The sequence below is a fragment of the Fulvivirga kasyanovii genome (assembly GCF_009711405.1).
Lineage (GTDB): Bacteria > Bacteroidota > Bacteroidia > Cytophagales > Cyclobacteriaceae > Fulvivirga > Fulvivirga kasyanovii.
This window is the reverse complement of record NZ_SMLW01000460.1, coordinates 1-11,906: the sequence shown is the minus strand read 5'-3', so window position 1 is coordinate 11,906 and position 11,906 is coordinate 1. Positions and strand designations below refer to the sequence as shown.

Annotated in this window: 17 protein-coding genes and 1 riboswitch; of the genes, 8 read left to right on the top strand and 9 right to left on the bottom strand. The window is 44.7% G+C overall.

The genetic code is table 11. The features are described from left to right. The first annotated feature begins 170 nt into the window (after positions 1–170). Positions 171–713: a DUF4142 domain-containing protein gene (locus E1163_RS07955; protein ID WP_155170905.1), complete on the top strand. Its 543-nt coding sequence runs from the start codon at positions 171–173 to the stop codon at positions 711–713. Positions 714–761: 48 nt separating this feature from the next. Here E1163_RS07955 and E1163_RS07950 read toward each other — a convergent pair whose 3' ends face one another. After that, positions 762–1,868, bottom strand: coding sequence for a sensor histidine kinase (locus E1163_RS07950; RefSeq protein WP_155170904.1), 1,107 nt, complete (start codon positions 1,866–1,868; stop codon positions 762–764). 139 nt (positions 1,869–2,007) lie between these two features. On the opposite strand from E1163_RS07950, the gene E1163_RS07945 reads away from it, so the two are divergent. From E1163_RS07945 to E1163_RS07925, 5 genes are read left to right on the top strand one after another with little or no spacing between them, the layout of a single operon-like run. Further along, complete coding sequence (locus E1163_RS07945; protein ID WP_155170903.1) at positions 2,008–2,247, top strand: thioredoxin domain-containing protein; 240 nt, start codon at positions 2,008–2,010, stop codon at positions 2,245–2,247. Between the two features lie 4 nt (positions 2,248–2,251). Continuing rightward, positions 2,252–2,971, top strand: a complete 720-nt coding sequence (locus tag E1163_RS07940; protein ID WP_155170902.1) for a hypothetical protein — start codon at positions 2,252–2,254, stop codon at positions 2,969–2,971. A 45-nt stretch (positions 2,972–3,016) separates the two neighbouring features. After that, a complete protein-coding gene (locus E1163_RS07935; protein WP_155170901.1) occupies positions 3,017–3,274 on the top strand; it encodes a DUF2024 family protein in 258 nt (85 codons plus the stop codon). A gap of 36 nt (positions 3,275–3,310) precedes the next feature. Next, positions 3,311–3,559 (top strand): hypothetical protein, encoded by a 249-nt coding sequence (locus E1163_RS07930; RefSeq protein WP_155170900.1) that lies wholly within the window; start codon positions 3,311–3,313, stop codon positions 3,557–3,559. A 2-nt stretch (positions 3,560–3,561) separates the two neighbouring features. Next, positions 3,562–4,158, top strand: a complete 597-nt coding sequence (locus E1163_RS07925; protein ID WP_155170899.1) for a MarR family winged helix-turn-helix transcriptional regulator — start codon at positions 3,562–3,564, stop codon at positions 4,156–4,158. Positions 4,159–4,316: 158 nt separating this feature from the next. Here the strand turns inward: E1163_RS07925 and thiH are convergent, their stop codons facing one another. The 8 genes from thiH to E1163_RS31375 all read right to left on the bottom strand — a co-directional run bounded on the left by thiH (position 4,317) and on the right by E1163_RS31375 (position 10,812). Then, positions 4,317–5,432, bottom strand: coding sequence for a 2-iminoacetate synthase ThiH (gene thiH, locus E1163_RS07920; RefSeq protein WP_155170898.1), 1,116 nt, complete (start codon positions 5,430–5,432; stop codon positions 4,317–4,319). Then, on the bottom strand, positions 5,429–6,196 hold the full coding sequence (locus E1163_RS07915) for a thiazole synthase (protein WP_155170897.1): 768 nt from the start codon (positions 6,194–6,196) through the stop codon (positions 5,429–5,431). The genes thiH and E1163_RS07915 overlap by 4 nt, the downstream gene beginning before the upstream one ends. Further along, the gene (locus E1163_RS07910; protein ID WP_155170896.1) at positions 6,180–6,830 is read right to left on the bottom strand and encodes a thiamine phosphate synthase; all 651 of its coding nucleotides are present in this window, start codon (positions 6,828–6,830) and stop codon (positions 6,180–6,182) included. The genes E1163_RS07915 and E1163_RS07910 overlap by 17 nt, the downstream gene beginning before the upstream one ends. Further along, positions 6,827–7,576 (bottom strand): hydroxymethylpyrimidine/phosphomethylpyrimidine kinase, encoded by a 750-nt coding sequence (locus E1163_RS07905; protein WP_155170895.1) that lies wholly within the window; start codon positions 7,574–7,576, stop codon positions 6,827–6,829. Before E1163_RS07905 ends, E1163_RS07910 begins: the two co-directional genes overlap by 4 nt. Continuing rightward, a complete protein-coding gene (locus E1163_RS07900; protein WP_155170894.1) occupies positions 7,573–8,181 on the bottom strand; it encodes a thiamine phosphate synthase in 609 nt (202 codons plus the stop codon). The genes E1163_RS07905 and E1163_RS07900 overlap by 4 nt, the downstream gene beginning before the upstream one ends. Then, positions 8,181–10,052 (bottom strand): phosphomethylpyrimidine synthase ThiC, encoded by a 1,872-nt coding sequence (gene thiC, locus E1163_RS07895; RefSeq protein ID WP_155170893.1) that lies wholly within the window; start codon positions 10,050–10,052, stop codon positions 8,181–8,183. Before thiC ends, E1163_RS07900 begins: the two co-directional genes overlap by 1 nt. 24 nt (positions 10,053–10,076) lie before the next feature. Further along, on the bottom strand, positions 10,077–10,280 hold the full coding sequence (thiS, locus tag E1163_RS07890; RefSeq protein ID WP_155170892.1) for a sulfur carrier protein ThiS: 204 nt from the start codon (positions 10,278–10,280) through the stop codon (positions 10,077–10,079). A gap of 46 nt (positions 10,281–10,326) precedes the next feature. Continuing rightward, positions 10,327–10,418: riboswitch (TPP riboswitch) on the bottom strand. Positions 10,419–10,677: 259 nt separating this feature from the next. Next, entirely contained in the window at positions 10,678–10,812 is a 135-nt protein-coding gene (locus tag E1163_RS31375; RefSeq protein ID WP_255702552.1) for a hypothetical protein, read from the bottom strand. Positions 10,813–11,011: 199 nt separating this feature from the next. Between E1163_RS31375 and E1163_RS07885 the strand changes: the two genes are divergently transcribed. Both E1163_RS07885 and E1163_RS07880 read left to right on the top strand, forming a co-directional pair. Further along, the gene (locus tag E1163_RS07885) at positions 11,012–11,614 is read left to right on the top strand and encodes an alpha-ketoglutarate-dependent dioxygenase AlkB family protein (protein ID WP_343033781.1); all 603 of its coding nucleotides are present in this window, start codon (positions 11,012–11,014) and stop codon (positions 11,612–11,614) included. Between the two features lie 52 nt (positions 11,615–11,666). Beyond that, the coding region (locus tag E1163_RS07880) for a hypothetical protein (RefSeq protein WP_155170891.1) at positions 11,667–11,906 on the top strand (240 nt) is incomplete at its 3' end.

The following is an 11,906-nucleotide window of genomic DNA, read 5'->3' as shown; positions in this document are numbered from 1 at the left end:
AAAAAATCCCCTCCTCAAAATATTTTAATTATTGTATTCAGCAGCATTAGGCGGAGGTAACATTCTGATACATAGATTCCTGTTAATTATAGTTAGGAAAAACATGCAAATAAGCCTTCTCTGGTATGGTTTTTACACAATATAAGGTATAACCGTAAAGCGAAGCATCTATGAAAAGAGCGTTAATATTTATCATTGGCATAACCGTGGCTGCTTGTTCCACTTCACTCACTTATCAACAGGCTATGGAAAAAAATCAGTCAAACCTTAAATCGTCTGATATGGAGAGCGACGCCCGGTTTCTGGTGGAGGCCAAGAGTTTTTCCATACTCGAGCATGAGTTGGGCAAATTAGCCTCTGAGAAAGGCTATGCTGCAGCCGTTCAGTTTTATGGGCAAAAGATTGTAAAAGACCACGAGACGATGAATGAGCGACTAGATAAACTGGCTTCGGCCAATGACATTAAAGTTCCTTCCCGTATGAGCGAAGGACACCGCCAAAAGTATGAGCAGGTAGCTAATGCAGACCGTTCAAAGTTTGACGAAGAGTTCATCGGTACCATCGAAGATATTTATGAAAGTCACATTAGCCTGTTCAAGCAGTTCGCAACCTCAGCAACTGATGATGACGTACGAGCTTTCGCAGCCAAATATTTAGGAATGGTGCGCGCCAACGAAGAGGAAGCTGATGCCATAGAGGGAGAGTTGCTATGAGTTTTGTGGTTTATTTTCCACAGTTCGTGGCTAACGCACCCGTGTACATCAGTAAAAAGATTTTGCAGGTTTAGGCTTGAGCGGCAGACTTATCATAAAGCTTGTTCCTTTGTTTTCTTTACTTCTTACAGTGATCTTTCCATTATGTAATTCAATGATTCTTTTGGTTATAGCCAGTCCGAGCCCGGTAGATTTTTGCCCTTCAAGACCCGTTCTCCTGACCGAAGTGATTTCTTTGAACAACCGGTTTCTGATATCTTCCGGGATACCTATACCGGAATCAGTGATTTTGATCTTGTAATTCTTTTTGGTTTCATACAAACTTATCGAAATTTCACCTTTAGGTTGGGTGAATTTGATGGCATTGGAGATAATGTTTTTAATTGCCTGATTTAAAATAGACTTGTCGATCGGATAGTTAAACTCGTGTTCTGGCTCTTCAATGTTTATTTTAAGTTGTTTGCTTTCTATTTCTACGTCATAGGCCTTAATAGCATTGTTTATTATCTGATAAAGACTTTCGTTGGTGGTGCTGAGTACTTCGCTGCTATAATTAAGTACTGTAAGCTGTAGAAAGTGTTGCAGTAGCATATGAGCACTTTTAGATGCATTTTTGATTTTATCAGCGAATTTTGATATAACATCCGGATCATTTTTTTCCTTTATGAGGTCTGCCAACAGTGAAATTTTTGTGAAAGGCTGTCTCAGGTCATGTGAAATAATCTGTATGATGCTGTCAAAGTTCTTATTCTCACCTTCCAGATCAAGCATTTGATTTTTTCTATCGGAGATATCCACGATGTGGCCTACTACCAGTTCAACATCTTCCATTTGTTCCTCAACCGGGAATGTATGGATCTCTATCCATTCAAATTTTTTTAGCCTAGCACTCGTTTTAAGTTCGATTTTGTTTATGAAATTATTCTTTGGTGTTAAGGCCCCAAAAAACTGCAGATAAGGTTTTTGGTATTCTTTATCGATATAAAGTTTCAGATCAGATGCATCTTTTGGTTCAATTTTCGGCCCTTTTACAAAGTCAAAAAACTTAGGGCTTACATAAATGATCTTTTTTTCTTTTACATCCCATATGAAGAAAAATACGGGAACAGTCTGGGTTATTAGTTCGTGTGGGGTACCGGAAATTTTTGGGTTCATAATCTGTTAAACAATCAGCTTTATATATTACAGCAATTATTACACTCAAGAATGAGTCCATAATTTTTTTATATTAGATTTGTTTTAGTTAGGAATCCTAACTAATATTGAGCATTAATTAATCACAAACATTTGAATTATGGAAAAAGCAGTATTCTATCATGCAGGTTGTCCGGTATGCGTAAGCGCGGAGCAGGACATTTTGGAAGTTATTGACCGATCCAGGTATGATCTGGAAGTGGTACATCTTGGCCAGGAACAGGCGCGTATTTCAGAAGCAGAAAAGGTTGGGGTGGAGTCGGTCCCTGCTTTGTTGCTAGGGCAAAATGTACTTCATATCAATTTTGGGGCAAGTTTAACGGACGTAAAAAATGGTTAGTATTATGAAAAAGAGCTTTTTGCTTATCGCATTGCTGGCATTATCACTTGCCGGGTATGCCCAATCCGGAAGAGAATTTAAAGTTTCCAAGGACCTGAAAATAACAGGAGCGGAGGTATCCTATGTGAGTGATCTTGACCTTTTGGTTTTTCAGGTAACTGTGGCCGGGGAAGCAGGGAAAACAGTACCTGAGGCAGCCGGTCAATTGGATGGAGCACCGGTGCTTGGTTATGTTTTTCCCACCACATTGAAGTCTGTGGATGTTGGCTTTGGTGATACGGAGGGTATTGTGGCACTGGCTGTTACGGCACATCCGGACTTTGATGATACACCACTTTGGGATGAGAACAATGACAGGAACTACAAAAATGACGGTGTCATATGGCATACGCATTGGGTGGTATTGCAGCAGGACAGCCGCGTGCCCGGCGGGTTGGCAGTAAAGCAATTCGCAAAAACTGATGCTGTAGTTTTGCCTCCTACCAATCCGGGTATGCCGATGTACATGGATTCTCCCGGATACAGTGTATTGGAGCAAGGGCAGCAGTTGAAGGTGCTGGTTCCGGTGCAACGGGTTTATGGCAAGAAGCAGTTCAATTATGATGCTGTTGCAGCCTTTATGCAGGTAAATACTTCCGACAGCGCAAAGCCTATGCTGGGTGTTTATGAGGTTTATAGTGTGTTGTCTGGCGATTTGTCATTGCCTTACAAGGTAAATGATTAACTTTTTTTGCAATAATTAGTTAGGAATCCTAAATTTATAAATCCAATGCAAGTTTCTGTATTTGACACTTATGTAAAGAAGAAAGAGGGTGGTTTGATGCATTTTGATATACTTGTGCCTGTGGAGCTTCGGTATGATGAGGTGATTGGTTTTGGAAGAGAATATCTGAGGAGCAAGGAGCAGGAGGGGCAGCCGATATCTGCCAAAGAGTGCAAATTTTGTCATATTGAAGAGGCTTCCGGTGAGGTGAAGCAAGATATAGAGACAAAAGGTTACCACATTATAGAAATGCAGGGGTGTTAAGCCCCTGTTTTTTAAAACCATGTAAAATTGAACCACATGAAAGATTTTCATGCATTTGTACAGGATAAAGTAAGCTCAAAGACTTATGCGAAGGTGCAGTATTTCACTGATCTTCGTGAGTTTATTACCATCACTTCCGTGACCAAGGCCCTGGAAGTAAGGGACGGCACGGAATTCCTGATTTTGGCTACGGGTGAGGAAATACGGTTTGACAGTCTGGTGCGTGTTGATGAAATGGTAGCCCCTAAGTACAAAGACATTATGGACTTTACCTGCGACTGTTAATTATGAATATTTTTGACCCGGAGAAGCAGCATAGTCAGCGCGATGTGAAAATTGTGGCCGCTTTGGAGCGCATTTCACATGCTTTCAAAGTAATGCAACTTAAAGAAGGCAAGGAGCGTAACCTGAGCCCAATCCAGATGCAGATCCTCATGTTTACCCATTTTCATCATGAGCAACTGTGTACGGTAAGTTATCTGGCCCGCGAGTTTGATATTACCAAAGCCACGATCAGCGATGCTGTAAAGGTGCTGATCCAAAAGGGGCTGGTCGAGAAAACCGTAGATGACGCGGACAGCCGCAGTTATTATATAAAACCGACCATGGCCGGCAAGCAGGAAATAAAGGCCATGGAAAACTTTGGGGCGCCGGTGCTTCAATCATTGGAAAATATTTCAGACTCAGAAAAAAACGACCTGCTTCACTCACTGCTTCAGGTAATCAAATACCTGAACAAAGCTGGCGTAATCACCATTCAACGGAGCTGCCATAACTGCAAATTTTACGAATACCGCTCCACTGGGCATCATTGCAACCTGCTCAAAGCTGACCTTGAGGATGCTGATATCAGGCTGGATTGTCCGGAGTTTTCTGATCGGTGACTGGTATTCGGTAATCAGTGAGCGGTAATCGGTGTCACCGACCACCACCGTTTACGGTTCACGGTTCACTGTTCTTGGTCTACTGTCCATTTTTTGATCTCCGGTCTTCCGACTTACAATCCACCGATTACCGCTCACTGTTTACCTATCACTCAACCCTAACCACCCCCATACGCCCTGTCCCAATCTTTCCAGACGGGTTCGTAGCCCTGGCGGGTCAGCATTTCGGCTATTTGGGCGGGGGACCTTTGGTCATCTATTTCAAATTGTTCCAGTGATTCGGGAGCGTTGGCATAGCCGCCGGGGTTGGTTTTGGAGCCGGCACTTATGGACGTGATCCCGAGTTTGATAACGTTGTCACGGAATTTGTTTGATTCGCGGGTAGAGAGCGAGAGTTCAACTTCTTCATTGAATATGCGATAGGCGCAGATAAGCTGCACCAGTTCCCGGTCGGTCATTTCTACCTTGGGTGTCAGGCCGCCGGCATGAGGGCGCAGGCGGGGGAAGGATATAGAGTATTTTGTCTTCCAGTACTTTCTTTCCAGGTATTGCAAGTGCAGTGCGGTAAAGAAAGAATCAGTGCGCCAGTCTTCCAGGCCAAACAATACACCCAGGCCGATTTTATGGATGCCCGCCCTTCCCAGCCTGTCCGGCGTTTCCAGGCGATAATCGAAGTTTGATTTTTTACCTTTCGGATGATGTTTTTTGTAATCCTCCTGATGATAGGTCTCCTGGTAAACCAGTACCGTATTCAGCCCCAGGGGTATCAGCTCTTCATATTCGTGCTGGTCGAGTGGCTGCACTTCTAGGGAGATGTGCGAGAAGGAGGGGTTGATGAGCCTGAAAGCCTTCTTGAAGTATTCGAGCCCTACGGTTTTGTTGGCCTCACCGGTTACCAGCAAAATATGGTCATAGCCCATGGCCTTGATATGGGTTATTTCAGAAAGTATCTCTTTTTCAGTGAGCGTCCTTCGCGGAATTTTGTTGTCCAGGCTAAAGCCGCAGTACGTACATATATTTTGGCACTCGTTTGACAGGTACATAGGGATGTACATCTGGATGGTTTTTCCAAACCTTTTTTGAGTTAGTTTATGGCTTAGCTGAGCCATTTGTTCCAGGTATGGAGCGGCGGCAGGGGAGATTAGCGCCATGAAATCTTCCAGGTTGCGCTGGGGTTTGGATATGGCATTTTCGACATCCTGCGATGTTTTGCTATAGATCCTGCTTTTTATGTCGTCCCAGTTGTAGTTTCTAAAAATTTCAGAAAAACTCATAGCTCGTCTATAAATGATGTTAATGGACTACTTGCGCTGGCATGGCCAATGGGTTGAGCAAGCTTCGCTTCATAAGCTATTCGCCCGGCCTCGACGGCCATCTTAAATGCTCTGGCCATAGCTATGGGGTTGTCTGAAACCGCTATGGCTGTATTGACCAGTACGGCATCAGCTCCGATTTCCATGGCCTTTGCAGCATCGGATGGAGCACCTATTCCGGCATCAACCACCACGGGAACATTGCTTTGTTCAATGATAATCTCCAGAAAGTCTATGGTTTTCAGCCCCTTATTGCTGCCAATAGGAGAGCCCAGGGGCATGACGGCGGCAACTCCGGCTTCTTCAAGTCGCTTACATAAAACCGGGTCGGCATGGATGTAAGGCAAAACAATAAACCCTTTTTTTGCCAGTTGTTCTGCAGCTACCAAAGTCTCTACCGGGTCGGGCAGGAGGTATTTAGGGTCAGGGTGGATCTCCAGTTTCAACCAGTTGGTTTCCAGGGCTTCCCTGGCCAGCTCAGCCGCAAATATGGCTTCTTTGGCATTGCGAACGCCTGATGTATTGGGTAACAGGTTGAACTGGGGATGATCCAGGTATCCGAGTATGTGGTCTTCGTCACTATTTACATCCACCCGCTTAAGGGCCATGGTCACCAGTTCGCTGCCACTTTCAAACAAAGCAGATTTCATCAGTTCACCGCTGTTGAATTTGCCCGTTCCTGTAAAAAGACGGGAGTTGAATGTTTTATCACCTATGGTTAGCATAATCTATGGGCTGTTTTACAATGTCATAAATGGTTTGTGTGATATGGGAGATATTGCCGGCATTGATGATCATGCCTGATGCTGCAATGCCATGTACACCTGCACCTGCCAATGCAGGTATGTCAGTGATGGTTATTCCTCCTATGGCAATTACCGGTGTGGTGATGCCGAATTCGTTGCACTTGGCAAGAATACGGCGGTAGCCATCCAGCCCAAGTGTCGGGCTTAGCTTTTGCTTGGTGGTGGTAAACCTGAAAGGCCCCAGACCGATATAGTCGGCACCGTCTTTGGCATGGGCTACAATATCTTCCAGTGTGTTGGCTGTAGCCCCGATAATTTTTGATTTACCCAGTATTTTCCTTGCAGAGCTTACTGGCATGTCTTCCTTGCCTAAGTGTACACCATCGGCCTTTACGTAATTGGCTATGGCAGGGTGGTCATTGATAATGAGCCGGGCATTGTATTTATCGCAAAGCTCACGGGCCTTCCATGCCTGGGCCTCTATCTCATCGACGGGTTTATCCTTGATCCGCAACTGCACCCACCTGATGCCATTTTTTAGAGCTTCTTCCATACCTCCAAGGTGTGTGAAGCGCTCATTTTCCTGTGTTATGAAATGTAATTTGTCGATCATAATACGCTGGTTTTGTTGTGCCATCCCAGTAATGAGCTATGGGATGATAAAAACTTTTCAGTGTAGGTTTTGGCTGATATACATGATTGAGGGAGGTCAAGCCCCAGTGCCAGGTTAGCCGTGATAGCCGCTGATAAGACGCACCCCGAGCCATGTTTTGGAGAGACTGATGTTGTGTTTGCTGTAAAGGTCATTTTATTGCCCTGGCAAAATAGAAAATCCGTCCCCGGAGACCCTTCGTTATGGCCCCCTTTGAGGTAGATGTTGCATTGGAAGGAAGCTTTTACGGCCGTTTCTTCATCCTTAAAAAGTGTTTTGAACTCCGGGAGGTTGGGCGTGATCAGGTATACATTCTCCAATAAGCCATCCAGCTCCTGATTGTTTTCAAAAAACTGAAAGCCCGAAGAGGAGCGAAGTACCGGGTCCCAAACGATCTTAATTTCAGGGTTATGTGTAAACAAGTGGTTTTTTATTGCAGAGAAAGACTTGCTGTCTTCTATGATTCCAATTTTTACCCATTGTATGTTGTACCTGTCAAGCAGAATATTTAGCTGGTTAAGAATAACGTCTGTTTTGTGCCAGTTGACCTGATAGACTTTGTCCTCATCCTGCAACGTATTGGCAGTGACCGTACCCATACCATAAACACCATGTTGCTCCATAGCTTTTATATCCGCCAGAAGCCCGGCACCTGCGCAGGGATCATACCCTGCAATAGTCAAGGCAACAGGTTGTATCGTATTCATGAGGATATACTTTTTTTGTTGATCACTTCTATCAGTGCTTTAGCTTTGTCAATGGCCCATTCAGGTTCCTCCCATATTGTGCCCATTACCGCTACTCCGTAGTAGCCCATATCCAGTGCTTCCTGAGCATTTTGAATGTCGACTCCTCCCAAAGCATATATTTTGTTGCCCTTTAAATGTTCGGGTACATTTTTTAATTCAGGGTTGGCATTATACCCCTTTTTGGAAATGCTGTTGAATACAGGGCTGATAAAGCAATACGAGCATAGCTTCATGGCTTTGCGGGCCTCTTCCCAGTTATGCACTGAGGCAGACAGCCTGTAGATAGCCGGGAGTAGTATCCTGCTGTTTACCAGGTGCCTGTAAGGCTGATGCAACCCCCCCACATCAGTTTTCAAAGTAACTTCAGGGTAATAATGAACGGAAATCTGTTCCCTGTAGGCAGTGGGCACCTTAGTCATTAGCCCGAGCAGACTCTCAAGCTTCGCATTGGGTTTGCGAATGTGGACCCTGCCAACCCCGGCATCCAGCAGTTGCATCCAGAGGTCAGTTTCCTTCTCAAGGGTGTACTCGGGCGTGATGACTATCAGCTTATCTTCAGGCATTACAGATATATTTCAGAACCTGCTTTTTTAAACTCTTTGGATTTTTCTTCCATACCTTTCTCCAATGCCTTTTCCTCATCACTGAGGCCTTTTTCTGCAGCATAGTTTCTCACATCCTGTGTTATTTTCATACTACAGAAATGCGGCCCGCACATAGAGCAGAAGTGTGCCACTTTAGCCCCTTCCGCAGGCAGTGTTTCATCATGGAACTCCCTGGCCGTATCCGGGTCGAGAGACAGGTTAAACTGGTCTTCCCAACGGAATTCAAAGCGGGCTTTGCTCAATGCATTGTCGCGATACTGTGCTCCAGGATGGCCTTTGGCGAGGTCAGCCGCATGGGCAGCGATCTTATAGGTGATCACCCCGTCTTTAACGTCTTTCTTATTGGGCAGGCCCAGGTGTTCCTTCGGTGTTACATAGCAAAGCATGGCCGTGCCAAACCATCCAATCATAGCAGCTCCAACAGCGGAGGTGATATGGTCATACCCCGGGGCAATATCTGTGGTTAACGGACCCAGCGTATAGAAAGGTGCTTCATGGCATTCTTTCAATTGCTTGTCCATATTCTCTTTGATCATATGCATCGGTACATGGCCGGGGCCTTCGATCATGACCTGCACATCGTGCTTCCAGGCTATTTTTGTCAGTTCGCCCAGAGTTTCCAGCTCAGCAAACTGGGCGGCATCATTAGCGTCGGCCAGTGAGCCCGGACGCAGGCCATCACCCAGAGAGAAGGACACATCATACGCCTTCATGATCTCGCAGATCTCTTCAAAATGCGTGTACAGGAAGCTTTCTTTGTGGTGTGCCAGGCACCATTTGGCCATGATCGACCCGCCACGCGAAACTATCCCGGTCAGACGTTTGGCAGTCAGGGGTACATATTTTAGCCTTACTCCTGCATGAATGGTAAAGTAGTCCACGCCCTGCTCGGCTTGCTCTATCAGGGTGTCCCTGAAAATTTCCCAGGTCAGGTCTTCGGCTTTGCCATTTACTTTTTCAAGAGCCTGGTATATGGGTACTGTACCGATTGGCACGGGGGAATTCCTGATCACCCATTCCCGTGTTTCATGGATGTTTTTGCCGGTAGAAAGGTCCATGACCGTGTCTGCTCCCCAGCGGATAGCCCACACCATCTTCTCTACCTCTTCTTCGATGGATGAGGTCACGGCAGAGTTACCGATGTTGGCATTGATCTTTACCAGGAAATTTCGCCCGATGATCATAGGTTCTATTTCCGGGTGGTTGATGTTGGCAGGAATGATAGCCCGGCCGGCTGCTATTTCGTCCCTCACAAATTCGGGAGTAATAAATTTCTTGGGCGTATTGGCCCCAAAACTATGCCCCGGGTGCTGGTCAAACAGGGAGTCCTTTTCATTGTATAACTCTTCCAGCCGCTGGTTCTCACGAATGGCAATATACTCCATCTCAGGCGTAATAATTCCCTTTCTGGCGTAGTGAAGCTGCGTTACATTTTTACCCTCTTTTGCCCTTAAAGGCTTTTTGAGGTGTTTGAAGCGCAGTTCGTTCAGCGTGTTATCATTCAGTCTCTGGTTGCCATAATCCGAAGTAATGCCTGCCAGCTCTTCTACATCTCCTCTATCCCTGATCCAGTCTTTTCTAAGCTGGGGCAGGCCTTTGTTTACATCAATATCTACATTAGGATCAGTGTAAGGTCCGCTGGTATCATAAATAGTGACGCTGTCGTTTTTGATCATTTCCCCGGTGGTCTGGTCGCGGGAATCGTGCAGCCCTATTTCACGCATCGGTACTTTGATGTCGTGAAGTTTGCCACTTACATATATTTTTCTGGACTTTGGAAAAGGAGCCCTGCTGATGACTTCGGCGCCTGGTGTTTTGTCTTTTCGCATATCAATTGGTTTTTTTAATGTGAATTAGCCACCCTGCGTAGCGCGGATGATCATGATTTTGTCATTGGGTTGAAGAATGTACTCTCCCCAGGAGTCCCTGGGGACCACGTCGTCGTTTACGGCTACCGCTATGCCTTTGGCAGAAGAAAAGCCGCGCTGCTCCAGTACACGATGCAATGGAGTTTTGTCAGAAATAGTAAAGGGTTGTTGATTGATTTGTACCTCCATAAGTTATAGCATTTTACTTTAGGAGGTGCACAGTGAAGGGAATATCCCTGTGTTCCTTACTTTTCCCTTCGCCAGTATTACCTGGATCAGGTTTTGAGGGTAAAGTCTCAGCTTTTTACAGCACCCCTAAAGTGTATATTCAATGTTAGTCAATATGCGGGAGACGGCAAAATGTTGAGTGGGGAATTTGGTGACCGAGGGTGAGGTGTTCGGTGACTTGTGATCGGTAAGAGAGTAATCGGTGAACCAGTAAATGGTAATCGGTAAGATCGCGATTTTAAAATATTTCTACGGCACCAACTATTCTCTTGAGGGGATTATATGTGTGTTTTAAACAGATAAATATTGGTAAACTGTAAACTTTGAATAATGAACTGTAAACAAAAAACGGTGAGTATCAATGCTCACCGTTTTTGCTTTTATTTTTGTTTTCTGTGTTTTTCTTGGCGTTTTCCACTGTTGACTGAATTAACCATCTGTCAAAGGGGCTTAAATAGACGTCGTCTACTTTACTGTCTGTAAGTGTCTTCATATCTTAGTTTAACTTTTTGATTCACATTCATATCTTTAAAATCGTAACTCAATTGGTATGCCAGTCTGTTGTGAATTTTTTGTAATCCCGCAGCTACTCCTTGGAGCAAAGATTACTCTTATAATAAACGGATTAGCCCAGAGAAGGGTTAGGTGAAGTATGAGTAAAAATCACCCCTAAATTTCAGAAAATACCACAGATGATGAAGCTATTTGATACCGCAGTAGATAACATTTTGCCGAACGATGGTGTGGTTAGGTATTTTGGTGCCGTGCTTGACAAACCAAAGGCTGATAATTACCTGAAGCAGTTGATAAATACTATTGACTGGCAGCACGATGAGGTGGTGGTATTTGGGAAAAAGCATGTTACCAAAAGGATGGTAGCGTGGTATGGAGATGCTGATTTTAGCTATACTTATTCGGGTACTACCCGTCAGGCCTCTCCCTGGATTCAGGAGCTTCTGGAATTGAAGGAGCTGGTGGAGAAATTGACTGGAACAACTTATAATTCATGCCTTTTGAATTTGTATCACCATGGTGAGGAGGGCATGGGCTGGCATAGCGATAATGAGGATACCCTGGAGCCACGGGCAACTATAGCTTCATTGAGCCTGGGAGCGGAACGGAAATTTGCCTTCAAACACAGGCATACGGGGGAGACTGTCTCCATTATGCTCGAAAACGGGAGCCTGTTGGCCATGATGAATGAGGTGCAGGAGTATTGGCTACATAGTTTACCCAAGACGAAGAAGGTGCATGAGCCGAGGGTTAACCTTACTTTCAGGCGGTTTGTTGTTTAGTTTCAGTTTTTGATAGCCATATACTTATTTTAAATAATTAATAATCCGGATTATGAACCTGAAAATCTATGTGTCACTGATGTTGATCTTGATTGGATGTAATCAAAAACCATCTGAAAATGACCTAAATGTCGTAAATGTAGATTCTACAATATTGAACGAGGAGGTTGTTGTAAAGGCAAATGAAGTAAAGGATTCAATTTTATTTATTTCTTACGAAAGGGATGCCGTGCTTATTCCAGCAGCTTTTGTGCAGTACAATGATCATTTGGACAGTATCGGAATGTTTTCC

What these genes read in the sequence shown, in the direction of transcription:
- E1163_RS07955 (WP_155170905.1), top strand. Translation starts at nt 171, where the DNA reads ATGAAAAGAGCGTTAATATTTATCATTGGCATAACCGTGGCTGCTTGT.
- E1163_RS07950 (WP_155170904.1), bottom strand. Translation starts at nt 1,868, where the DNA reads ATGAACCCAAAAATTTCCGGTACCCCACACGAACTAATAACCCAGACT.
- E1163_RS07945 (WP_155170903.1), top strand. Translation starts at nt 2,008, where the DNA reads ATGGAAAAAGCAGTATTCTATCATGCAGGTTGTCCGGTATGCGTAAGC.
- E1163_RS07940 (WP_155170902.1), top strand. Translation starts at nt 2,252, where the DNA reads ATGAAAAAGAGCTTTTTGCTTATCGCATTGCTGGCATTATCACTTGCC.
- E1163_RS07935 (WP_155170901.1), top strand. Translation starts at nt 3,017, where the DNA reads ATGCAAGTTTCTGTATTTGACACTTATGTAAAGAAGAAAGAGGGTGGT.
- E1163_RS07930 (WP_155170900.1), top strand. Translation starts at nt 3,311, where the DNA reads ATGAAAGATTTTCATGCATTTGTACAGGATAAAGTAAGCTCAAAGACT.
- E1163_RS07925 (WP_155170899.1), top strand. Translation starts at nt 3,562, where the DNA reads ATGAATATTTTTGACCCGGAGAAGCAGCATAGTCAGCGCGATGTGAAA.
- thiH (WP_155170898.1), bottom strand. Translation starts at nt 5,432, where the DNA reads ATGAGTTTTTCTGAAATTTTTAGAAACTACAACTGGGACGACATAAAA.
- E1163_RS07915 (WP_155170897.1), bottom strand. Translation starts at nt 6,196, where the DNA reads ATGCTAACCATAGGTGATAAAACATTCAACTCCCGTCTTTTTACAGGA.
- E1163_RS07910 (WP_155170896.1), bottom strand. Translation starts at nt 6,830, where the DNA reads ATGATCGACAAATTACATTTCATAACACAGGAAAATGAGCGCTTCACA.
- E1163_RS07905 (WP_155170895.1), bottom strand. Translation starts at nt 7,576, where the DNA reads ATGAATACGATACAACCTGTTGCCTTGACTATTGCAGGGTATGATCCC.
- E1163_RS07900 (WP_155170894.1), bottom strand. Translation starts at nt 8,181, where the DNA reads ATGCCTGAAGATAAGCTGATAGTCATCACGCCCGAGTACACCCTTGAG.
- thiC (WP_155170893.1), bottom strand. Translation starts at nt 10,052, where the DNA reads ATGCGAAAAGACAAAACACCAGGCGCCGAAGTCATCAGCAGGGCTCCT.
- thiS (WP_155170892.1), bottom strand. Translation starts at nt 10,280, where the DNA reads ATGGAGGTACAAATCAATCAACAACCCTTTACTATTTCTGACAAAACT.
- E1163_RS31375 (WP_255702552.1), bottom strand. Translation starts at nt 10,812, where the DNA reads ATGAAGACACTTACAGACAGTAAAGTAGACGACGTCTATTTAAGCCCC.
- E1163_RS07885 (WP_343033781.1), top strand. Translation starts at nt 11,012, where the DNA reads ATGATGAAGCTATTTGATACCGCAGTAGATAACATTTTGCCGAACGAT.